Source organism: Sphingomonas endophytica (assembly GCF_001476895.1).
GTDB lineage: Bacteria > Pseudomonadota > Alphaproteobacteria > Sphingomonadales > Sphingomonadaceae > Sphingomonas > Sphingomonas endophytica_A.
In genome coordinates this window covers 18,857-41,704 of sequence record NZ_LDTB01000018.1, presented here as the reverse complement: position 1 = coordinate 41,704, position 22,848 = coordinate 18,857, and the positions used below count along the sequence as shown (strand labels likewise).

Here is a 22,848-nt window from a genome sequence, read left to right as displayed (position 1 = left end):
GCTGGGCGCGCCTCAGCGGCCCTGGCACTGGAAGTAGACCGAGTTGAAGGTCGGCGGGCCGGCGTCCTGCTTGGCCTGGTCGGCCGCACGGATCGTGGTGCGGTTGTCGCCGGTGCCTTCGCTGGCAACGATGTTCACGCAGGTCGTCGGCGACTTTACGATGCCGTTGACGAACGCGAAGTCCGCACCGCCGCGCAGGCGGATCGCCGACGGCGCCGGATTGGTGCCCGCCTGCTGGACGAAGGTGAAGTTGGCGTAGCGGCCGAAGGTGCGCGGGGTCAGATCCTCGGCACCGTTCGAGTCGATCTCGGTCGCGAACGAGTCGGCGGTCGCGCCCGACACCTTCTGTGCGGCGATGATGAACTGCATGAAGCCGCGCCAGCCGTTGTCGACGTCGAAGCCGTCATCGTCGGCGCCCGTGACGACGAAATACTTCAGGTTGGTCGTGCCGCCGAAGATCTCGATGCCGTCGTCCGACGAATTGTGGCTCTGCACATGGTCGATCGTCGTGCCCGTGCCGGTGCCGCCCAGCGTCAGCCCCTGCAATTCGTTGCCCGGCGTCACCTCGAAACCGGTGAAGCGGATCTGGACGTACTGCATCGTGCCCGAGCTGTCGGCGTCGTTCGAACCGCCGTAGTAATAGCCGCTCACGCCTTCGATCTGCTGCTGGCAGGGGTTGGTGAAGCCGGTCGCGCAGACCGCGGTGGTCGCGCGGCCGAGCAGGATGATCCCGCCCCACTGACCCTGCGTCACGTCGGACACGCCGTCGGACTTCAGGTTCTGCTGCGAGGTGAAGATGATCGGCGCGTCGGCGGTGCCAACCGCGTTGATCTTGTTGCCGCGGTTGACGATCAGCACGTCGACCGCCGAGTCCGAGCCGTCGGCGACCAGAGTCACGCCCGGCTGAATGGTCAGCGTCACGCCCGTGCCGCCGGTCACGCCATTGTCGGTGCCCACCTTCGTCTCGCCGCTGAAGCGGTAGAAGACGCCCGCGATCTTCGGCAGCGTCAGGTCGGTGGTGATCGTCGTCGGCAGGCGGCACGCGCGGAAGCCCTGCACCAGCCCGGCGTCGGTCGTCCCGGTCGGGCAGGTCGCGGCCGAACCGCCGCTGCCGATCGACGGCACCGCGGCGCAAGACGCCGAGTTCAGGAAGGTCGCGGCGGTCGAGTTGCAGGTCCAGCCCGAGAAGGCATTGTCGTTCGGGCCGCTCATCGCGCCGACGAAGCTGGTGTTCTGGATGAAGCTGGTGTTGCCCAGCACCGTCTGCGGGTTGCTGGCGGTGGCGAGCGAGGTGCCGCTGGTCGGATAGACGCCGTTCAGCGTCGCGCCGAAACCGTTGACGTTATTGTTCGTGCCCTTGTTCACCAGCGCAAGCTGCTCATCGACGGTGATGACCGAACCGCTTGCCGAACCGACCGTGGTGGCCAGCGCGAACTGCGCGGCGGTCAGCGCCGTCGGGGTCGGGGTGCCGGTCGGGGTCGGCGTCGGTGCCGGCGGGTTGATGACCACGTCGATCGCACCCGCGCCCGGTGATGCGACATCGTCCGCGCCGCACGACGCGAGGAACAATGCGGCACTGGATGCCAGCATAATCTGGCTGCGGCGGCTGAAGCTGACCATCGACTCACTCCCTTGGATAACAGGCCCATCTGCGAGGCCCCGATGCGAGTCGGGCCTGACTGCCCGCTCGTTCGTCGGGAGCGCCGCTAGGCGGCGGGGATGACATCTGAATGGAGGTTTCGAGACGACTGCGTGACGCGTGCGTTACGATCGCGTGACATGTGCGGGAGCAGGACGGCGACCGTAGCGCGTCGCGGCATCGTGGGTTCGGTTTTCTCACAAGGATCCTGGCCGTCTGAGAGCATCAGACTGCCGCTCGTTGGGCTGAAGCGTGAAGCGATTTTGACGTGAGCGAGCTGCCACTGCTCCCGCACGTCCGTCATTGCGAGCGTAGCGAAGCACTGACGGATAGAGCATCCGCGAAGGAGGACAGCGCCCCGAACGCGAAAAGCCCCGCCGGGTCATGGACCGGGCGGGGCTTTTCGTGCCATGGATGGTGGGCGCGACAGGGATTGAACCTGTGACCCCACCCGTGTGAAGGGTGTGCTCTACCGCTGAGCTACGCGCCCATCCGTTGGCGGAGCGGTGCCACTACGCAAGCGCCCCGCCCCTGTCCAGACCAAAATCGCGTCAGTTCAGCGAATCCTTCAGGACCTTGCCAGCCTTGAACTTCGGCTGGCTCGACGCCTTGATCGTCATCGGCTCGCCGGTGCGCGGATTGCGGCCGGTCGAGGCCTTGCGCTTGCTGACCGCGAAGGTGCCGAAGCCCACCAGCCGCACTTCGTCGCCCTTCTTCAGGCACGCGGAGATCGTATCGAATACCGCCTCGACCGCACGGCTCGCTTCATTCTTGCCCAGCCCGGCAGCCGTCGCGACCTGCGCGATCAGTTCCTGCTTGTTCATCCCCGGAAAACCCCGCTCGTTGTCGTTACGCAATCGTGATGGATTCGCGGTCTCATAACCGCATCCGCCCAGTAAGTCCTCTGTCCCGTGCCGAGTCAAACGAAACCGCCGCCCCGCGGAACGGAGCGGCGATTGTAAACGCTTGAACTTGCTAACACAGATCAGTGGTGGAGCTCGCCCCCGGCCGGCGCGATCGGTGCGGGCGGCAGCGCCGCCAGTTCGTCGGCTTCGGTCCAGTCGATCGCCTCCAGCGGGCGTACGAGCGCCAGCCGGAGCACCTCGTCGACATGCGCGACCGGCACGATGCGCAGCCCATCGCGGATATTCTGCGGGATCTCGACCAGATCCTTCTCATTTTCCTGCGGGATCAGCACAGTCTCGATCCCGCCGCGCAGCGCCGCGAGCAGCTTCTCCTTGAGGCCGCCGATCGGCAGCACGCGCCCGCGCAGCGTCACCTCGCCGGTCATCGCCACTTCCTTCCGCACCGGAATGCCCGTCAACGTCGAGACGATCGACGTGACCAGGCCGATGCCGGCCGACGGGCCGTCCTTGGGCACCGCGCCCTCGGGCAAGTGGATATGGATGTCCTTGCGGTGGAACAGGCTGGGCTTGATCCCAAACGATGGCGCACGCGCCTGCACGAACGAGAAAGCGGCCTGTACCGATTCCTTCATCACGTCGCCCAGCTTGCCCGTCACCTTCGCCGCACCCTTGCCGGGAACCGTGACGCTCTCGATCGTCAGCAATTCGCCGCCGACCTCGGTCCAGGCGAGCCCGGTGACCGCGCCGATCTGATCCTCTGTTTCCGACAGACCATGTCGGAAACGCTGGACGCCCGCGAAGTCGGACAGATTGTCGGGCGTGATCGTCACGCTCGTCGCCTTGCCCTCGAGGATCTGGCGCAGCGCCTTGCGGCACAGCTTCGCCACCTCCCGCTCCAGCGTGCGGACTCCCGCCTCGCGGGTGTAGCGCTGGATCAGCGCGCGCAGCCCCTCGTTGGTCAGCGTGAACTCGCCCGGCTTCAGGCCATGCGCCTCGATCTGCTTGGCGATCAGGTGCCGCTCGGCGATCTCGACCTTTTCGTCCTCGGTATAGCCCTCCAGGCGAATGATCTCCATCCGGTCGAGCAGCGGCTGCGGCAGGTTCAGCGAATTCGCGGTGCAGACGAACATCACATCGGACAGATCGATGTCGATCTCGAGATAATGGTCGTTGAACTTCGCGTTCTGTTCGGGATCGAGCACCTCCAGCAGCGCCGAGGCCGGGTCGCCACGGAAATCCTGGCCCAGCTTGTCGATCTCGTCGAGCAGGAACAGCGGATTGCTCGTCCCGGCCTTCTTGAGGTTGGTCACCACCTTGCCCGGCAGCGAGCCGATATAGGTGCGGCGATGGCCGCGAATCTCGGCCTCGTCGCGCACGCCGCCCAGCGACTGGCGGATGAACTCACGCCCCGTCGCCTTGGCGATCGACTTGCCGAGCGAGGTCTTGCCGACGCCGGGCGGACCGACCAGGCACAAGATCGGCCCCTTCAACTTGTTGGTGCGCGCCTGCACGGCCAGATATTCGACGATCCGGTCCTTGACCTTCTCCAGCGCGTAATGATCCTCGTTGAGGATCGCCTCGGCAGCCGGAATGTCCTTCTTGATCTTGCTCTTCTTGCCCCACGGCAGGCCCAAAAGCACGTCGAGATAGTTGCGCACGACGGTCGCCTCGGCGCTCATCGGCGCCATGGTCTTCAGCTTCTTCAACTCGGCGGTCGCCTTGGTGCGCGCTTCCTTCGACAGCTTCAGCGTCGCGATCTTCTGCGTCAGCTCGGCGAGCTCATCGCCTTCGCCTTCCTCGCCCTCATTCCCCAGCTCGCGCTGGATCGCCTTCAACTGCTCATTGAGGTAATATTCGCGCTGCGTCTTCTCCATCTGACGCTTGACGCGGCTCTTGATCTTCTTCTCGACCTGCAGGACGCCGAGTTCGCCTTCCATCAGCGCATAGGCCATTTCCAGCCGCTTGAGCGGATCGGCCTCCATCAGCAGCGCCTGCTTCTCGGCGACCTTGACCTGGATATTGCCCGCGACCGTGTCCGACAGCCGCCCGGCGACGTCGATCTCGCCCAGCTGCGCGGCCAGTTCGGCGGGCAGCTTGCGGTTGAGCTTGGCGTAATTTTCGAACTGGTCGACGACCGAGCGCATCAGCGCCGCCGCCTCCGGACCCTCGACCTCGGCATCCAGCACGGGCTCGATCGTGGCGGTCAGATAGGCGCCGCCTTCCTCCAGAGTCTCCAGCGTCGCGCGTGCCTTACCCTCCACCAGAACGCGGACGGTGCCGTCGGGCAGTTTCAGCAATTGCAGGACGGTGGCGGTGACGCCCATCGAATACAGGTCGTCGCGGACGGGATCGTCCTCCGCCGGGTCGAGCTGCGCGACGAGGAAGATCTCCTTGTCGGCGGCCATCGCGGCTTCCAGCGCGGCGACCGACTTGTCGCGTCCGACGAACAGCGGCACGATCATATGCGGGAAGACGACGATGTCGCGAAGCGGCAGAACGGGGAAAGTGGACGTCATGGATACTCCGGGGCCGCCCGTGGGGAGCGACCGATACCGTCTATATGGTGCCTGGGGGCGCGGCATCAATCGCATGGTGATGCTTACCATCCCGTTCAGCACGGCGGCCGCACAACTGCCGGGCAAGGGCGAGCCGCCGATCAGCACGCAGACGCAGGTGTCGGGTGGGGTTCGCGCCTTCGGGCAGGACGCGTTGCGGCTGCGCGCGGTCGATCTGATGCTGGCACCCGCTCCCGCCACGCGCCGGCTGGGCGGGCGTGCGACCCTGGAAGTGGCGGCGACGCGCGACGTCGCGGCGGTCACGCTCGACCTCGATTCGAACTACACCGTTCGCGAACTGTCGGTCGGGGGCGCCCCCAGCGCCTTCGAACGCCCCGATGGCCGCATCATCATCCGCCACCCGCTGAAGGCAGGAGAGAAAGTGCTCGTCGCGGTCCGTTATGACGGTACGCCGCATGTCGCTGTAAACGCACCATGGGACGACGGCATGGTCTGGGCGACCACCCGCGACGGGCGACCATGGATCGCCAGCACCAGCGAAGGCTACGGCTGCGACCTGCTGTGGCCGTGCCTCGACTTTCCCGCTGGCGAGCCGGACGTCGCCACGCTCCACATTACGTCGCCAAAGGGGTTGAAGGCGCCCTCGAACGGCAAGCTACTCGGCATCGACACGCTGCCTGATGGCCGCACCGTCTGGAACTGGCGTGCACGCCAGCCCAACACCTACGCCATTGCGATCAACATCGGCCCCTATGAGGTGATCGAGGGCACGTACAAGAGCCGCTTCGGCAACACGATCCCGCTTTACTACTGGCACCTGCCCGGCGAGGAGGCGAAGGCGCGCGCGCTGGTCGATGAATTCGCCCCGACGCTCGACTTCTTCGAAAGCGTGATCGGCCCCTACCCCTTCGGCGATGAGAAGGTCGGCGTGGTCGAGACGCCGCACAAGGGCATGGAGCATCAGACGATCAACGCTTATGGCAATGACTATGCGAAAGCGCCGGAAGGCTTCGACTGGCTGTTCCAGCACGAATTCAGCCACGAATGGTTCGCCAACCAACTGACCGCCGCCAATTGGGACGACTATTGGCTCCACGAAGGCTTCGGCAGCTACATGCAGCCACTCTACGGACAGTGGCGCGAGGGCGATGCGCGCTACGCGGTGATGATGGAGGCGCAGCGCAACCAGATCACCAACCGCGCGCCGATCGTCCGTGACCGCGTACTGACCGAGGAGGAGGTGTACGAACCGAGCAAGGGCGGCGCGGGCACCGACATCTATTACAAGGGCTCTTGGACGCTCCACACGCTGCGCTGGCTGATCGGCGACCGGGCGTTCTTCGCTTCGATCCGGCGGTTGGTCTATGGTCGCCGCGATCCGCGACCGGGGAATTTCCAGCCGCGCTACGGCTCGACCCGCGACTTCGAGACGATCGTGCGCGAGGAGAGCGGGCGCGGCCTGTCGTGGTTCTTCGACACCTATCTGCGCGACCGTGCGTTACCCGAACTGACGACGACGCGCGACGGCGACACGCTGCGGCTGTCATGGACGACGGAGCGCCCACGCGCCTTCGCGATGCCGGTCGAGTTGACGATCGATGGCGTGGCACACCGGGTGGAGATGCCCGGCGGCCGCGCCATGATCGATGTTCCCGCCGGCGCGCATGTCGTGATCGACCCGAACGCGCGCGTCCTGCGCCGCTCGGTCGCGGTGGAGGAGTATCAGGTGTGGAAGACGCAACGGCAGAAATCCCGCTGACCGCGCGGTTCGCGGAAATGGCGGCGATCTTCATGATCGGCGACGGCCTTCTCGGGCTGGTGCAGACCGGGCGGCACACGGACCTGTGGAAGGATCGCGCGCTGGGCGCGGAATATGCGGTGCGCCCGTTCGTGGGGCGGCCGGGGCGGCGGCGGCTCTATGCGCTGGCGCAGATCGCCGCGGGGCTGGCGCTGGCGGCGCGGCAGAAGCGTTGACCTACGGCACCACCGTCGTGAACAGATAGACCGCGAAGATCACCAGATGCACCGCCCCCTGCAACACGGTGGTGCGCCCTGTTCCCAGCGAGATCGTCGCGATGAACAGCGACAGCGCCAGCAGCACGATCTTCATCGCCCCCAGGCCCAGCGCCAGCGGGAGGTCCAGCACCAGGCTCACGATCGCGACCGCCGGGATCGTCAGCCCGATCGTCGCCAGCGCCGATCCCAAGGCGAGGTTCAGGCTGGTCTGGATACGGTTGCGCGTCGCCGCGCGGTAGGCGGCCAGACTCTCGGGCGCGAGTACCAGCGCCGCGATCACCACGCCGACCACCGCCAGCGGCAACCCGGCCCCGAGCACCGCCTCCTCCACCGTCCGCGACAGCGCCTTGGCAAGCAACACGACCGCAACCAGCGCGACCAGCAGCGTACCGAATGCCACGCCAGTCGTCGCGCGCGACGGCATGGCGGCATGACCGTCGTCATCTCCGTGTTCCGGCAGGAAATATTCGCGGTGGCGCAGCGTCTGCACCATCACGAAGACGCCGTAGAGGAACAGGCTGACCACCGCGACCAGCACCAGTTGCGACGTGGCGTAATAGGGTCCGGGTGTCGTCGAGGTGTAGTTCGGCAGCACCAGCGTCAGCACCGCCAGCGCCGCGAGCGTGCAGAGCGCCGCACTCACCCCGCGCAGCGTGAAGCGCTGCTCGCCATGCCGGAGGCCGCCGACGAGCAGGCACAGCCCGATGATCCCGTTGAGGATAATCATGATCGCCGCGAAGACCGTATCGCGCGCCAGCGCCGAGGCATCGCCCGCATCGGACATCATCAGCGAGACGATCAGCGATACCTCGATCACCGTCACCGCGATCGCCAGCACCAACGTCCCGAACGGTTCGCCGACCCGGTGCGCGACCACCTCGGCATGATGCACCGCCGCCAGCACACATCCGAACAGCACGATCGTCGCCCCGACCGTTCCCGCCACACCATAGCCGTATAGCGAGAACAACACCGTCACCAGGCCGAGCGCCGGCAACGCCAACGCCCATAGCGGCAGGTCGAGTCGATGCAGCAGCGAACGGCGGACGTCCGCGGGTGGCAAGGCGTCGTCTTCGATGGTCATGCGGTCGGAAAGCTCCCTTTCCCCACCAATGCGCGAGCGCCGGACATGATCCACTGGCGTAACGATGGCGTGGCCCCCTCTCTAAGCACCGCCACCACGGCGGACATTCGAGGTTAAGTTGCGCCACGGCAGTGGCCAACATGCCGGATCTCGCAACGACGCCCCGGCGCCAGCCGGAGCGGGAGCTTGGAAAAGGTGCGTACCGCCCAGCTCTTACGTCACCGCAGCGGAGGCCGGAGTACAGCGTGCCACATACGCTGCGCTACCGTCCCATGCGGCGACATACATGCCGCCGTCGCCTAAACGCGAGAGATCGGCATCGAACACGAAGAAGGGCGGCCACCGTTGCCGGCGACCACCCTCTTCATCTCACCGACATCGCGTGTCAGGCGACCTCGCCGGCCTTCTTGGGCTTCTCGGCATAAACGCGCACCGGATCCTTGCGGCCCTCGACCACGTCCTTGTCGATCCGCACCTCGTCGACCGAGTCCATCCCCGGCAGGTCGAACATCGTGTCGAGCAGGATGCCCTCGAGGATCGAGCGCAGCCCGCGCGCGCCGGTCTTGCGCTCGATCGCCTTCTTGGCGACCGTGGTCAGCGCATCGTCGGTGAAGCCGAGCTTGACGTCCTCCATCTCGAACAGCTTCTGGTACTGCTTGACCAGCGCGTTCTTCGGCTCGGCCAAAATCTTGACCAGTGCCGGAATGTCGAGATCCTCCAGCGTCGCGATCACCGGTAGACGGCCGACGAACTCCGGGATCAGCCCGAACTTCAGCAGATCCTCCGGCTCGGTCTGACGCAGCACCTCGCCGGTGCGGCGCTCCTCCGGGGTCGCCACATAGGCGCCAAAGCCGATCGACTTGCCCTGCAGGCGGTCGCCGATGATCTTCTCCAGCCCCGCGAACGCGCCGCCGCAGATGAAGAGGATGTTGGTCGTGTCGACCTGCAGGAACTCCTGCTGCGGATGCTTGCGCCCGCCCTGCGGGGGAACCGAGGCGGTGGTACCCTCCATCAGCTTCAGCAACGCCTGCTGAACGCCCTCGCCCGAGACGTCGCGGGTGATCGACGGATTCTCGGCCTTGCGGCTGATCTTGTCGATCTCGTCGATATAGACGATGCCGCGCTGCGCGCGCTCGACGTTGTAATCCGACGCCTGGAGCAGCTTCAGGATGATGTTCTCGACGTCCTCGCCGACGTAACCGGCCTCGGTCAGCGTCGTGGCGTCGGCCATCGTGAACGGCACGTCGAGGATGCGCGCCAGCGTCTGGGCGAGCAGCGTCTTGCCGCAGCCGGTCGGCCCGACGAGCAGGATGTTGCTCTTCGCCAATTCGACGTCGGCACCCTTCGCGCCGTGGTTCAGGCGCTTGTAATGGTTGTGGACCGCCACCGACAGCACGCGCTTGGCCTGCTTCTGCCCGATGACGTAATCGTCGAGCACGTCGCAGATTTCCTGCGGGGTCGGCACGCCGCCGTCCTTCTTCGCGACCAGCGCCGATTTCGTCTCCTCACGGATGATGTCGTTGCACAGTTCGACACATTCGTCGCAGATGAAGACGGTCGGTCCGGCGATCAGCTTGCGCACCTCGTGCTGCGACTTGCCGCAGAACGAGCAGTAGAGGGTGCTCTTGCTATCGCCGCCGGAAAGTTTCGTCATTCAGAGGTTCCTTGTCGTGGTCGCTAGCCACGGTCGCTTAGATTCGCACAGCCTAGCCGAACGGTTGGTGCCACGCCAACCTTGAAAGGGCGTTAAGCGGCCAACCCCGGTCGGCGGCTGCCGTCGTATATCGATGCTCGATGGGCGGCCTTCAAGGGCGAAGCGCGCTTGCCGGTCGCCGGTGGCATGGGGCAGAAGCAGCGCCTCATCTTTGGGGGGAACGGAACATGCTCGGACACGCGTGGTGGGAGCGGCGTGCCGCCGTGGGCGTGCTGCTGCTGCTGGCGGTCGTGCCGCTCATATGGCCAACGATTCCGCCGCTGCTGGATCTGCCAGGGCATATGGCCAGCTACGCGATCTCGATCGCGCCGGACGCCTCGCCGCTGCTGCAGCGCTATTACAGCTTTCAGTGGCAGCTCATCGGCAACCTCGGGCTGGACGTGCTGATGGTGCCGGTCGGCAAGATTTTCGGCGTCGAACTCGGCACCAAATTGGCCGTTATGACGATCCCGCTGCTGACCGTCGCCGGGATGCTATTGGTGGCGCGCGAGGTTCATGGACGTCTTCCGGCGACAACGGCCCTGGCGCTGCCGCTGGCCTATAATTATTTCTTCCTCTTCGGCTTCGTCAATTATTGCCTGGCGATGGCGATGGCGTTCTGGGCGCTGTCGCTGTGGCTGCACCTGGGACACAGGCAGCGCCATGGGCTGCGCTTTGCCTTGTTCGTGGCCATCTCCCCGGTGGTCTGGGCCACCCATGCCGTCGGATGGGCGGTGATGGCGATCATGTGCGGCGCGGCCGAACTGCAGATCCAGCTGTCGCAACGTCGGCCTGTCGCGGCGATCGTTGCCACCTCATTATCGTGTCTGGCGCTGCTGAGCGCGCTGGTGCCGATGGCGTTCCAGCCAGCCGGCGAAATCGACGGTGTCGGTGGGTGGCTGATCCCGCTGCAACTGGCGAAGTGGATGGTGACGCTGTTTCGCGACCGGTGGATGTGGTTCGATCTCGCCAGTCTCACGGTCGTGGCGACAGTCCTGGGGCTGGCGGCCACCCGGCGTCTTGACCTCCGGATTTCGCCCGTGCTCGCCGCAGCGGGCGGCGCGCTGACCATCGCCTATATCATCACCCCGGCGCGCTTTGCGGGGGCGGATTTCCTCCACCAGCGCATCATTCCGTACGGCTTGGCCCTTTTCATTCTGGGCATCGATACGAGCGCGGTCTCGTCCGCCAACCGCCGTCGACTGGCGATGGTGGCCTTCGCCTTTCTGCTGATCCGCACGGCGGGCCTCACGGCGAGCATGGCGGTCTACGATCGCGAGTGGCAGGAAAGGCTGGCGGTGCTCGACGCCGTCACGCCGGGCAGCGCGATCGTGACGCTCCAGGCCCAGAGCTGTGGCAACTCGCTCTCCAACTGGGCCTCGCCGCGTATCGACCATCTTGCCGGCATCGCGACCGTGCGCCGCGATGCGTTCGTAAACTCGCTATGGACGCTGCATGGCATCCAGCTGCTGCGCACCCACTATGCCGAAGCCGGTGCGTACCAGGCAGATCCTTCGAGCTTCGTCACCATCGAACCCTGCGGGATGATGACCCTCAAAGGGGCTCTCGCGCGGATACCGTATCGCGCCTTCGACTACCTTTGGCTGGTCCACGTGCCGCCCGAGGAATGGCCACAAAAAGACGCCCGTCTCCAGCTGTTGCGGAAGACGGGCGATTCCGCACTCTTTCGTATCGTTCCCGTCAGCGCTGCCGCCAGGTGAAAAGGGACGACATTGCGTAATTCCACACGACGCTGACCAGCACGCCGGCGATTGCCGAGAACACCCAATAGGTATGTCGCTCGAACAACCAGTCGGCCATGCCCACGTTCGCAGCGGCACCCGTGGCGCAGACCAGGTTGAAGGTGAGCCAGCCGCGCAGCAATGCCGGCCCCTTCAATCGCTGGTCGCGATAGGTCAGCAGGTTGTTCAGGATGAAGTTGTTGGTGATCGCCACCACCGTCGCCGCCGTCTGCGCCACCGCAAAGGCGGTGCCCAACGCGACGTAGCAGAAGGTCAGGATCGCGAAGTGGACGGCCAGACCGAATATCCCGACCAGCGCGAAGCTCATGAAGCGCACCGGGATGACGCGTCCGAACGCCTTGTCGAGGATGAGCTGGAAGTATTCCCAGAGCACCAGTGAATCGAGCTTGCTCTCGCCATGCTGGCGGTTGCGGAACGTGTAAGGCACCTCCGCGATCCGGAGCGGGGCCGGCGCGCTGGCGGCGATATCGAGCAGGATCTTGAACCCGACCGACGACAGGCGCGGTAGCGACCGTTCGAAGGCGTCCCGCGTGATCATGAAAAAGCCGCTCATGGGATCGCTGATGGGCGTACGCGTCAACATCGTCGCCATGCGCGTCGCAAGGCGGCTCGCCGCGAGGCGACGGCTGTTCCAATCCCCGACACTGCCGCCTTCGACGTAGCGGCTGCCGACCACCAGATCGACGTCGCCGCTCCTGATCGTCGCGAACATCGCAGCCAGCGCACGCTCGTCATGCTGGAGGTCACAGTCCATTACCGCGACGTACGGCGCGGCGCTGGCGAGGATTCCCTCCACGCAGGCCGACGACAGGCCACGCCGTCCGTAGCGCTGCACGATCCGCACACGCGCGTCGTAGGCGGCCAGTTCACGGACCCGCGCCGACGTACCGTCCGGCGAATTGTCGTCGACGAACACCATCTCCCAACGAATGTCGGGCAATGCCGCCGCCACGGCCTCTACCAGCAAGCCGACATTCGCGGCTTCGTTGAACGCCGGCACGACGATCGAAAGCTCGGCCGGTAGCGCCGCCACCGGATCGGCCCGCTCGGCCGCTAATACGTCAGTCGCACTCAAAGCATCACTCCGTCCATGAATCGACGGGCCGCCCTGCGACCTGCCCCCCGTTGCCCGGTTTGCACCCTAGCGACCGCGCTGATAACCGACAATTGCTGGCGTTCCGGGTAATCCCGCAACGGCACGGGGGGCGGCTGATGACGAACAACAGGCAAGTGACGGTGTATGGCGTCGTGGCAACGGCGATCACGGCGGCGATCGCTGTCTCGCTGCTGCGCGGCGTTTGGCTGGACGAGGGCTATACCTCGTGGTTCACAGGCCATGATGTCGGGTTCGCTCGGGCGTTGCACGATCGCTGGATGCGCGACGCTCATCCCCCGCTTTATTATGCCTGGGTCTGGTTGTGGCGACCGGTTGCGGGCGACGCCATCTCCACGCTGCGGCTCGTCAATCTGGGAGCGTTGCTGCTGCCGGCGCTGACCTGGTGGGCGGCATGCTCCGTTCCCGAAAAGGACGCGCGCTTTCACCGCTTGTTCGCGATGCTGGTGGTGTCCAGCCCGTTCTTCGTACTCTACGCTGCGGAATTGCGCTCCTACTTCCTGATGTACATCTGGGCGGCCGCGTTGGTGGCGCAGACGAAACTGTTGCTCGAGGCGGGCGATACGCCCCCGGCACGATTGATCGCGGTGACGGTCGGCACCGCGTTGCTGCTGTTCAACGTGCATTATCTCGGCGGGCTGATCGCGGGCGTGGTGCTGGCGCTGCTGGTGCTCGACGGCGTGATCCGCCGGCGATGGCGCGTCGCGGTTTGGTTGGTCGCGACCGGCGTGACCGGGGTGGTGACGGTCGCCGGAACCGCCGCTTATTATCTCGCGCACGCCGCCCCGGGCACGGGGCACGACATCGACATGGCAAGCGCCATCAAGGCGATTGCCGGCTTCCTGGCCCTCGCGATCGTCGCCGCGCCGGTCGCGATGGTGGTCGCGCTGCGTGCAGCCCTTCCCCCGGGCGCGGCGGTGTGGCGCGAACGGTTCGTCGTCGGCGCCGTGGCGGCGACGATGCTGCTGCTCGTCGGCTTTCTTGCGTACAACCTCGCGCAGCACAATCTGCTGGCACGCTACGTCATCGGGCTGGTGCCGGTCGTTCTTGGCGTCATCGCGGCGTTCGCGGCTCGCGGCTGCGAACGCTGGCGGTGGGGCGAAACCGCTATCGCGGTCGCCGCGCTCGTCGGGATTTTGGCCTCGGCCGCGTATGGATTGTGGAATCGCCGGTGGGAAACGAACGCCCCCGCGATTGCCAGGATCGTGTCGGACTGCCCGACGACGCGCGTCCTGGCGATCAGCGCGATTCCGTTCATGCAGGCCTCGTCACCGGTACTTGGCATTCCGGGCGTACGTGATGCGTTCCGCCTGACCTATCGATCGGCGGCGGCACGCTATGGCTTCACACCGGAAGTGATCGAGAAGACCGACGGGCGACGCACGATGCGCGCAGCTTGCCCGACGATCCTGTGGGTGGAGCACCGCTTCTTCGCGCCGATGTACGACGATCGCACTATTATCCAGGCTGCGGGATTGACGTCACCTGTCGGCATCAAGCAGCGGGTCGAGGGGAAAGGCCGGCTGCTGCTCGTGCTGGGATCGGCGAACGACGGCGCGGGCCGAAGCGGCGGCCCGCGCCGGTGATCGTCACGCAGTCGCGCTGGCGTCGTCGGCGGGCTGCGGCCGCTTGTCGAACACCTGATCGATCAGGCCGAACTCCTTGGCCTCCTCGGCGCTCATGAACTTGTCGCGGTCCATTGCGCGCTCGATCTCCTCCAGCGGCTTGCCGGTGTACTTGGCATACAGCGTGTTCAGGAAATGGCGCATCCGCAGGATCTCGCGCGCCTGGATCTCGATGTCGGCCGCCATGCCCTGCGCGCCGCCCGACGGCTGATGGATCATGATCCGGCTGTTGGTGGTCGCCACGCGCATCCCCGGCTCGCCGCTGGCCAGCAGGAAGCTGCCCATCGACGCCGCCTGGCCGATGCACAACGTGCCGACGCGCGGACGGATGTATTGCATCGTGTCATGAATCGCCATGCCCGCCGTGACGACACCGCCCGGCGAGTTGATGTACATGTAGATGTCCTTCTTCGGATTTTCCGATTCGAGGAACAGCAACTGGGCGCAGATCAGCGAGGCCATGCCATCCTCGACCCCGCCGGTCACGAAGATGATCCGCTCACGCAACAGGCGCGAGAAGATGTCGAACGACCGCTCACCACGATTCGACTGCTCGATCACGATCGGCACCAGCCCGGCCGTGGTCTGGTGCAGACCGATCCCGGCGCTCGCCAGCTTGCCTGCGAAATCGCCGGTCTCGAACGGATTGTGCATGGAAACTCTCTTTCGCGCTTTGGGAACAAGAACAACATCGGCGCTTGCGCAGGGCGGTTCAAGCCCCTTCGCCTTGGCGCCCATATAGTGCGTGATGGTTGAGAAAGTCGAAGCGGTTCCGAAACGATCACGTCAGTCGACGCGCCCGGCCCCACCAGGCGCACCGTAAGCGAGATATGCCAGCCGGCGCACTTCGCGCCGCCCGCGCACCACGGTGTCGAGAATCAGCCCGGCGAACACGCACAGCGCCGCCAGGATCACCAGCCCCGTCGCCAGGATCGCGGTCGGCATCCGCGGCACGAGTCCGGTCTGCAGATACGTGATCGCCAGCGGCGCCGCGAGTACGATCGCCAGCAGCGCGAGCAGCAACCCGACCCCGCCGAAGAACCACAACGGCCGCTCGATCCGGTAGAGCGTCCCGATCGTGCCCAGGATGCGCCATCCGTCGCGATAGGTGCTCAGCTTCGACACCGACCCTTCGGGCCGTGCGAAATACGGCGTATCGATCTCGCCGACCGGCATCTTGAGTTCCAGCGCGTGGACGCTGATCTCGGTTTCGATCTCGAACCCCACCGAAAGGACCGGAAAGCTCTTCACGAACCGCCGCGAGAACACGCGATAGCCGGTCAGGATGTCGGTAAAGCTGCGCCCGAACAGCCGCGTCAGCATTCCCGTCAACATCGCATTGCCCAGCCGGTGCCCGCGCCGATAGGCGGCCGCCGCCTCGCCGATCCGGCACCCGACCACCATATCGAGCTGTTCGTCGAGCATCCGCGCGACCAGCGCCGGGGCGGCGCTGGCGTCATAGGTGGCATCGCCATCGGCCATCACATAGATGTCCGCATCGATATCGGCGAACATCCGGCGCACCACCGCGCCCTTGCCCTGGATCCGCTCGGTCCGCACGACCGCTCCGGCCGCACGCGCGACCTCCACGGTGCGATCCTTGCTGTTGTTGTCGTAGACGTAGATCGTCGCATCGGGCAGCGCGGCGCGAAAGGCCGCAACCGTCTGCGTGATCGCAGTTTCTTCATTGTAACATGGCAACAGGACGGCAATCGTCGGCCGTGTTTCGATATGACCCATGAATTACCCCCGCACGCCTGGCACGACCGCTCGCCTACCGCCCTTTATGTGGTAGAGGCGTTAAAATCGAGGGAGCATCGCGTTGCGTCATCATCGTTGGGAACCAACCATCACCCGGCTGATGCCGCGACAGTTCCTGCTGTTGCTGCTCGCCCCGGTGCTGTTGTGGCCGGCGATCGTCAACGGAGACGCCTTCTTCTTCCCCGACACGCCCGCCTATGTGCGCAGCATCGACGCGCTGGCGGTACGCGCGCTGGGCCGGTCGAGCGACTGGACGACCGCGCGCACGCTGCATATCGCGGCACCGGCGGTCAAGGGGCCGCCCTCCACCACCGGCGCGCCGCGCGTCACCGATGAGAATGCGCCGATTCTGACCGGGCGCTCGCCCTTCTATGGGGTGCTCGCCTATCTGGGCGTGCTGACCGGCAGCTTCTGGGTCGTGATCGCGCTTCAGGCACTGGCGGCCATGGCGGTGCTGATCGGCGTCGTGCGTCATGCGATCGATCCGGCGCGCGCGCGCGCGTTCGCACTGGCCGTGGCCGCGACGGTGGCGGTCGGCGGCGTGACCTCGCTACCCTATTTCACCGCGATGCTGATGCCCGACATCTTCGCCGGGCTGGCGATCGTCGCCGCCGCCGTACTGCTGGCCGGCTGGCGACGCGAGACGCATGCCGGGCGGATCGGCTGGGCCGCCGTCGCAGGCTATGGCGCGCTGACCCATAGCGCGACGACGCTGATCCTGCTGGCGATGGCCGGTGCGGCCGCCGCGCTGTGGGTGCTGCTGCGCCGTACCACGTCGACAGCGGCGGCGGGTATCGGCGTGGTGGCGCTGTCCGCGGCGCTGGGACTGGCCGGCGATACCGCATTCGCGATCGCGATCGACCGCGTCACCGGCCATCCGCCGATCCGCCCGCCGTTCCTGACCGCGCGGCTGACCGCCGACGGCGTCGGCACCGACTTTGCGCGGCGGCATTGTCGCGACGCGAACTGGGTGCTCTGCCGTTATCGCGACCGCCTTCCGCTGCACAGCGACAGCTTCCTCTGGAGCCCCAACCCCGCCAACGGCGTGTTCATGACCATCCCGCCGGCCGAGGCCCGCGCGCTGTCGGGCGAACAGATGCCGTTCGTGATGGCCGTGCTACGCGACAACCCCGGTGTGGTGCTGCGATCCTCGGGCGCCGCGATCGTCGATCAAATGACCGAGGTCGGGCTGGAGGAATTCCATTACTCGCCCGAGGAGGTCGATGGCTTCGTCGATAAGATGCCGACGCGGCTCGTCGCACGGATTCGCGACACCGCCGCCTATCGTGGCACCGTGCCGATCGATCTGGTCGCCGCGCTTGGCTGGCCATCGGTACTCGCGAGCGCGCTGATCGTGGTCTGGGCGTCGCGACGGCCGGCGTTGCGCGCGCAGGCGACGCTCGGCGGCTGGGTGGTGCTGGGATGGCTGGCGAACGACGCGATCTGCGGCGCGATGTCGACCCCGCACGACCGCTACAACATGCGCGTGATCTGGGCGCTGCCGATCGTGGCGGCGGTCATCGTCGCGGCGGCACTGGCGGCCCGGCGGCGAAGCGGGCCGCACGTTACCGCCCTCCCGCCTGAATTGCCTGAACATCAGGCATTCGGCGCGCACCCATAGTTCACGACAACGGGTACGGCCCCTTGCCCTTGTCGGCGATGAAGCGATCGACCCGCTGGTCGATCATCGGCAGCGGCACCGATCCCAGGCTCAGCATCGCGTCGTGGAAGGCGCGATAGTCGAACTTCTCGCCCAGCGCCTTCTGCGCCTTCGCCCGCGCGTCGAGGAACGCCAACTCACCCATATAATAACTCAGCGCCTGCCCCGGCCACGCGATATAGCGGTCGACCTCGGTCGTGATCTCATGGTTGGACAGCGCGGTATTGTCGCGCAGGAAGGCCTGCGCCTGCTCGCGGGTCCAGCCCTTGGCATGGATGCCGGTGTCGACCACCAGCCGTGCCGCGCGCCACATCTGATAGCTGAGCATCCCCAACGTGTCATAGGGCGTCTCGTACATCCCCATGTCCTCGCCCAGCGCCTCGCTATACAGCGCCCAGCCCTCGCCATAGGCGGAGATATATTCGTTGCGGCGATATTCGGGCAGGTCGGTCAGCTCCATCGCGAACGGCATCTGAAACGCATGTCCCGGCGCGCTTTCATGCAGCGTCAGCGCGGGCAGCGAATAGAGCGCGCGCGACGGCAGGTCATAGGTGTTGACCAGATAGATGCCCGGCCCGCCACGCCCGCTGGTGTAGAAGGGCGCGATATCGGGCGCGACCGGCTTGATCGCGAAGCGCATCCGCGGCAGCCGCCCGAAATAGGTCGATGCCTTGCCGTCGAACGTCTTGGCGATCCACGCCGCGCGATTGAGCAGGTCCTGCGGCGTCTTGGCATAGAATTGCGGATCGGTGCGCAAATGGTTCAGGAACGATGACAGATCGCCCTGCCACTTTACCTGTCGCATCACGTCCTGCATCCGCGTGCGGATCTTGGCGACCTCGCCGAGGCCGATCGCATGGATCTCCTCGGGCGGCAGGTCGCGGGTCACGAACTCGCGGATCTTCGACTGGTAATAGGCGCGCCCGTCCGGCAGGTCATAGGCCGCCAGCTTCACCTGCGCATTCGGGATGTACTCGTCGCGCAGGAACGCTTGCAGCTTCCGATGCGCGGGCACCACGGCCTCAGCGATCACGCGCTTCGCCTCGGCGCGCAACTCGGCCTGTCTGGCCGCCGGGATCGTCGCGGGCAGCGTCCTGAAGGGCGCGTAGAAGGGCGACTCCTCGCCCGCCCCCGCCTTGACGATCTCCGCCACGCCCGCGTCGCGGCCCTGCAAGGTGACGCGCGGCGGCGTGAACCCACGCTTCAGCCCGGCGCGCATATTGGCGATCTGCTGATCGTAATAACGCGGCACGCTGGCCAGCTGCGACAGATACCGCCGCAGCGCCGCCTCGTCGCGGTACGTGTCGCGCGCCATCCCGCCGACGTTCATCCAGAAGCTGGTGTCGGCATTGAGCGGCTTCTCATATTCGCGGAACTGCTGCTCGGCGAGCAGCGCGGCGATCTGGCCGCGATAGACGGTGTAATCGTCGCGCGCCGCCGGTGACAGCTTCGCCGGGTCGATGCGGTCGAGCGCCGCCATCGTCTCGGTCCAGCGCTTCGTCATCGCCGCCTGTGCCGCCGGGCCGACATCGGGGAGCGTCGCATTCTTGCTGTTCGGCGAATCCTCGTCCGGCCCGTTCAGCGTCTTGCGCCACGCATATTCGCTCTCGGACAGTTTGCGGAACGCCGCATCGCCCGCGGGCAAGTTCGCCACCTTGGCTGGAGTGGCGGGGGCAGCGGCGGGGGCCGCCATCAACAGCGTCAGCGCCAGCGCGATCGTCATGCCTTCTCCTTCGTCACGTCGTCGATATCGCGCAGCAAGGCACGCGACACCACCACACCTTCTCGCTCGCTGACCGGGCGCAGCGCGTGGCGGCGCGAGCCCGACACCCGCGCGCCCTGCCCCTCGATCGCGGCAAACACCGTCTCCGCGCGCGCCATCTGCTCCGCCGCCGCGTCGCCCAGGAACCCGGCCGGATCGAGCGCGATGATCAGCTCGCCTCCCAGCGGCGAACCCTTCCGCCCCGCATCCCAGGCGATCGATTCCGCGCTGGTCATGTCGCCGATCAGCGGCCCGGCCAGCAATTCGACCATCAGCGCCAGCGCCGATCCCTTGTGCCCGCCGAACGTCCGCATCGCGCCCGCCAGCACGGCGGCGGCATCGGTCGTGTCGCTGCCGTCCGGCGCGTGGCCCCAGTCGTCCGGCACCGGCTTGCCCGCGCGCCGATGCAGCTCGATCTCGCCGCGCGCCACCGCACTGGTCGCGAAGTCGAAGACGAACGGCGCAGCGCCCTCGCGCGGCCAGCCGAACGCGATCGGGTTGGTCCCAAACACCGGCTGCGTCCCCCCGGCGGGGGCGACCCAGGCATGGTTGGGCGTCACCGCCAGCGCGACCAGCCCGCGCTCGACCAGCGCCTCGATCTCCGGCCAGAGCGCGGCGAAATGGACGACGTTGTTGATCGCCAGCGCCGCGATCCCGTTCGCGCGCGCGGCGGCGACCAGCGCATCGCGCCCGGTCTCGAACGCCAGTTGCGCGAAGCCGCCCTTGCCGTCGACGCGCACCACTCCGCTCGCGCGCTGTTCCAGCACCGGCACCGCATCCGGCACCACCACGCCGGTCGCGACCGAATGCGCCGCGACCAGCAGCCGGTACAGCCCGTGCGCCCCGCAGCCGTCGCGCTCCCCCGCGACGATCGTCTCGGCCACCGCCTCGACGTGCGCCGGGGCCAGCCCGACGCGGGTCAGCGTGGCGCGCGCATAATCGCGCACCTCGCCCAGGGTCATGCGGACCTGTTCGTTGCTCATGCCACGGTCGCGGGCCTGGCGGTGAACAGCCGCACGCCGAACACCGGCCCGGCGGTGTTCTTGTCATGCGGCACGAAGCGGACCTTCACCTTGCTCTTCCCCTTCGTCAGCGCCTCCGGCACCGGATAGTCGACGTCGAAGAACGCCCCCGGCTTGTCCGCATCCAGCGTCTGCGTGGCAATGCGTTGATTGTCGACCAGAATGTCGAAACTGCGCGGCCGCTCGTCGCCCCAGTATGTCGCCTGCAGGATCAGCGGCCCCGGCTTCACCGCCATCGCGAATTCGAAGAAGCCGCCGGTGCGCGCATCGCGCCCGTTCCGGCCGCGATAGACCACCGGATAGGAAATGTCGGACGTCAGCGCATGGTCGCGCTCGGGCTGCATCTCGCCCAGGTGCATCACGTCGACCGAGCGCGCGGCGATATCCTTCTGCCGCGCCTGTTCCGCGAGGAAGCCGGCTTCCTCCACCTTCCACTGCGCATCGGTGAAGCGCTTGAAATAGACCGCGCTGCGCCGGTCGTGCTGGCGATAGAAGGGCACGAACGTCAGGTCGGCAGGGCGGATCAGCCCGGTCGTGCCATATTGCGCCGCTTCGGCATCGACCGGGCGGAAAGCGGCGAGCAGGTCGGTGCCGACCATCGCCGGATCGGGCCTGTCCCAATTGCCGTCCGCACGCCCCAGATCGGCGGCGAGCACCAGCGGCCCGCGCAGCACCGCGATCGTCTGTTCGTCCCCCGGCGCCGCCTCGATCCTGAGGTCGAGCGGCAGGCGGATCGTCACTTTGTCCCCCGCCTTCCACCGCCGGGTGACGATCGCATAGCCGCCCGCCCGCGCCGCCGTCACGGGCTGGCCGTTGACCGACACTTCATGCCCCTTCGCCCAGCCCGGCACGCGCAGCGCGACCGGGAAGCGTCCCGGCTTGCCCAGCGTGGTGAAGGTCAGCGTCACCGCGTCGTCGAACGGATAGGCCGTCTCCAGCCCCAGCGTCGCCCCGCGCGCCGCCCACTGCGCATCGGCGGGGATGTAGAGATTGACGATCAGCGTCTCGTCGCCGCTCCAGAAGATGCTCTCGCCATGCTTGGCGTGGCTCTCCATGCCGGTCCCGACGCAGCACCAGAATTCCTCGCCGTCGCGGCCTGAATATTCGCGCTTCGCCCCCGTCATCAGCGGGGTCATATAGGTGAAGCCGCCGCTGACCGGCTCCTGCTGCGCCATGACGTGATTGAGGTGCGCGCGCTCGTAATAGTCGAACAGCGCGCCGTCCGGCTGCCACCCGTACAGGTGCCGCGTCAGCTTCAGCATGTTGTACGTGTTGCAATGCTCACACGTCTGCTCGGTGATATGCTGCGCGATCGTGTCGGGCGCGCTGAAATATTCGCGATCCGCGTTGCCGCCGATGACGTAGCTGTGGTGCCGCGTCACCTGCTCCCAGAAGAAGCGCGCGGCAGTGCCATAGCCCGCCTGCCCGGTGATCTCGTGCAGTCGCGCCAGCCCGATCAGCTTGGGCACCTGCGTATTGGCATGGATGTTGGCCAGTTCGTCGCGCTTCTCGGCGAGCGGCACCAGCACCTTCTTGTGGTACAGCCGCTCCGCCAGCTTCAGCCAGCGCGGGTCGTCGGTGCGCGCATACAGTTCGGCGAAGCTCTCGTTGATCCCGCCATGTTCGCACGCCAGCACGGTCTGCACCTGATCGTCGTTCAGCGCCGCGAACACGCGGTCGATATAGCCGCCCAGCCCGGTCATGATCGCCATCGCCTGAGGGCTGGGCCCGATATGGTCGATCACGTCGTACAGCCCGGTGTACATCTTGTGCCAGTTGTACAGCGGCACCCAGCAACCGTTGAGGTCGAACCCGGCCGAGCGGATATCGCCGCGCATGATCTCGGGGAAGATCTCCTTCCCGTCGACGACGGTCCCGTCCTTGCGCTTGCGCGTGAAGCCCGCGACATAGCCGTCGCCGTTCGCGGCCTGACAGCGCGCCAGTTCGGCGACGATATAGTGCGCCCGCGTCGCGCACTCCTGACATCCCGTCTGCGCATGGGTCAGCGCCAGCCCGGAGAGGTAATGGCCCAGCGTATGGCCCGCGATCGTGTCGCTTTCCCAGCCGCCATATACCGGCGCCTTGGGCGGCAGACCGGCGAACTGATGAAAATTATGAAGCAACCGGTCGGGAGACAGACGCAACAGATAGTCGCGGTTCACCTCCACCGCGCGCGCGAAATCCGATCGGCGCAGCCGCACGGCAGACAACGGAAATGGTGCTGCCTTCGCGGGCAACCCCGCTCCGATCTGCGCGACGGCGGGCGTCGCCAGCATCGGCACCGTCGCGGACGACAACAGAAACGCACGACGGCCCAACAACATTTC

General features: G+C 66.5%; 16 protein-coding genes and 1 tRNA gene. 5 read left to right on the top strand and 12 right to left on the bottom strand.

Annotated elements, in window-relative coordinates; all coding sequences use genetic code 11:
• Positions 1–12: 12 nt before the first annotated feature.
• The 4 genes from NS334_RS07240 to lon form a co-directional block, all read right to left on the bottom strand.
• Positions 13–1,620: a hypothetical protein gene (locus NS334_RS07240; RefSeq protein ID WP_058755301.1), complete on the bottom strand. Its 1,608-nt coding sequence runs from the start codon at positions 1,618–1,620 to the stop codon at positions 13–15.
• A gap of 434 nt (positions 1,621–2,054) precedes the next feature.
• A tRNA-Val gene (locus tag NS334_RS07235) sits at positions 2,055–2,129 on the bottom strand.
• A 61-nt stretch (positions 2,130–2,190) separates the two neighbouring features.
• The gene (locus tag NS334_RS07230; RefSeq protein WP_028965329.1) at positions 2,191–2,463 is read right to left on the bottom strand and encodes an HU family DNA-binding protein; all 273 of its coding nucleotides are present in this window, start codon (positions 2,461–2,463) and stop codon (positions 2,191–2,193) included.
• Between the two features lie 161 nt (positions 2,464–2,624).
• Positions 2,625–5,021: an endopeptidase La gene (lon, locus tag NS334_RS07225; RefSeq protein ID WP_058755300.1), complete on the bottom strand. Its 2,397-nt coding sequence runs from the start codon at positions 5,019–5,021 to the stop codon at positions 2,625–2,627.
• A gap of 73 nt (positions 5,022–5,094) precedes the next feature.
• Here lon and NS334_RS07220 point away from each other — a divergent pair, with 73 nt between their 5' ends.
• Both NS334_RS07220 and NS334_RS07215 read left to right on the top strand, forming a co-directional pair.
• The gene (locus NS334_RS07220; RefSeq protein ID WP_058755299.1) at positions 5,095–6,780 is read left to right on the top strand and encodes a M1 family metallopeptidase; all 1,686 of its coding nucleotides are present in this window, start codon (positions 5,095–5,097) and stop codon (positions 6,778–6,780) included.
• Complete coding sequence (locus NS334_RS07215) at positions 6,750–6,995, top strand: hypothetical protein (RefSeq protein WP_241491848.1); 246 nt, start codon at positions 6,750–6,752, stop codon at positions 6,993–6,995. The genes NS334_RS07220 and NS334_RS07215 overlap by 31 nt, the downstream gene beginning before the upstream one ends.
• 1 nt (position 6,996) lies before the next feature.
• Here NS334_RS07215 and NS334_RS07210 read toward each other — a convergent pair whose 3' ends face one another.
• Both NS334_RS07210 and clpX read right to left on the bottom strand, forming a co-directional pair.
• On the bottom strand, positions 6,997–8,121 hold the full coding sequence (locus NS334_RS07210; protein WP_058755297.1) for a calcium:proton antiporter: 1,125 nt from the start codon (positions 8,119–8,121) through the stop codon (positions 6,997–6,999).
• Positions 8,122–8,506: 385 nt separating this feature from the next.
• Positions 8,507–9,775 (bottom strand): ATP-dependent Clp protease ATP-binding subunit ClpX, encoded by a 1,269-nt coding sequence (clpX, locus tag NS334_RS07205; protein ID WP_058755296.1) that lies wholly within the window; start codon positions 9,773–9,775, stop codon positions 8,507–8,509.
• 263 nt (positions 9,776–10,038) lie between these two features.
• Here clpX and NS334_RS07200 point away from each other — a divergent pair, with 263 nt between their 5' ends.
• Positions 10,039–11,535 (top strand): hypothetical protein, encoded by a 1,497-nt coding sequence (locus tag NS334_RS07200; RefSeq protein ID WP_153002627.1) that lies wholly within the window; start codon positions 10,039–10,041, stop codon positions 11,533–11,535.
• Here the strand turns inward: NS334_RS07200 and NS334_RS07195 are convergent.
• On the bottom strand, positions 11,516–12,652 hold the full coding sequence (locus NS334_RS07195) for a glycosyltransferase family 2 protein (RefSeq protein WP_153002626.1): 1,137 nt from the start codon (positions 12,650–12,652) through the stop codon (positions 11,516–11,518). The two genes, NS334_RS07200 and NS334_RS07195, sit on opposite strands and share 20 nt — an antisense overlap.
• A 137-nt stretch (positions 12,653–12,789) precedes the next feature.
• Between NS334_RS07195 and NS334_RS07190 the strand changes: the two genes are divergently transcribed.
• Complete coding sequence (locus tag NS334_RS07190) at positions 12,790–14,277, top strand: hypothetical protein (protein ID WP_058755293.1); 1,488 nt, start codon at positions 12,790–12,792, stop codon at positions 14,275–14,277.
• 3 nt (positions 14,278–14,280) lie between these two features.
• On the opposite strand, the gene clpP is transcribed toward NS334_RS07190, so the two are convergent.
• Both clpP and NS334_RS07180 read right to left on the bottom strand, forming a co-directional pair.
• Complete coding sequence (gene clpP, locus NS334_RS07185; protein WP_058755292.1) at positions 14,281–14,970, bottom strand: ATP-dependent Clp endopeptidase proteolytic subunit ClpP; 690 nt, start codon at positions 14,968–14,970, stop codon at positions 14,281–14,283.
• 132 nt (positions 14,971–15,102) lie between these two features.
• Positions 15,103–16,056 (bottom strand): glycosyltransferase family 2 protein, encoded by a 954-nt coding sequence (locus NS334_RS07180; RefSeq protein ID WP_058755291.1) that lies wholly within the window; start codon positions 16,054–16,056, stop codon positions 15,103–15,105.
• Positions 16,057–16,138: 82 nt separating this feature from the next.
• On the opposite strand from NS334_RS07180, the gene NS334_RS07175 reads away from it, so the two are divergent.
• Positions 16,139–17,698 carry a hypothetical protein gene (locus NS334_RS07175; protein WP_153002625.1) on the top strand — a complete coding sequence of 520 codons (1,560 nt, stop codon included), beginning with the start codon at positions 16,139–16,141 and terminating at the stop codon, positions 17,696–17,698.
• 1 nt (position 17,699) lies between these two features.
• On the opposite strand, the gene NS334_RS07170 is transcribed toward NS334_RS07175, so the two are convergent.
• From NS334_RS07170 to NS334_RS07160, 3 genes are read right to left on the bottom strand one after another with little or no spacing between them, the layout of a single operon-like run.
• Positions 17,700–19,460 (bottom strand): DUF885 domain-containing protein, encoded by a 1,761-nt coding sequence (locus tag NS334_RS07170; protein ID WP_058755289.1) that lies wholly within the window; start codon positions 19,458–19,460, stop codon positions 17,700–17,702.
• A complete protein-coding gene (locus NS334_RS07165; RefSeq protein WP_058755288.1) occupies positions 19,457–20,482 on the bottom strand; it encodes an Ldh family oxidoreductase in 1,026 nt (341 codons plus the stop codon). Before NS334_RS07165 ends, NS334_RS07170 begins: the two co-directional genes overlap by 4 nt.
• On the bottom strand, positions 20,479–22,845 hold the full coding sequence (locus NS334_RS07160) for a glycoside hydrolase family 127 protein (protein WP_058755319.1): 2,367 nt from the start codon (positions 22,843–22,845) through the stop codon (positions 20,479–20,481). Before NS334_RS07160 ends, NS334_RS07165 begins: the two co-directional genes overlap by 4 nt.
• Positions 22,846–22,848: the final 3 nt, after the last annotated feature.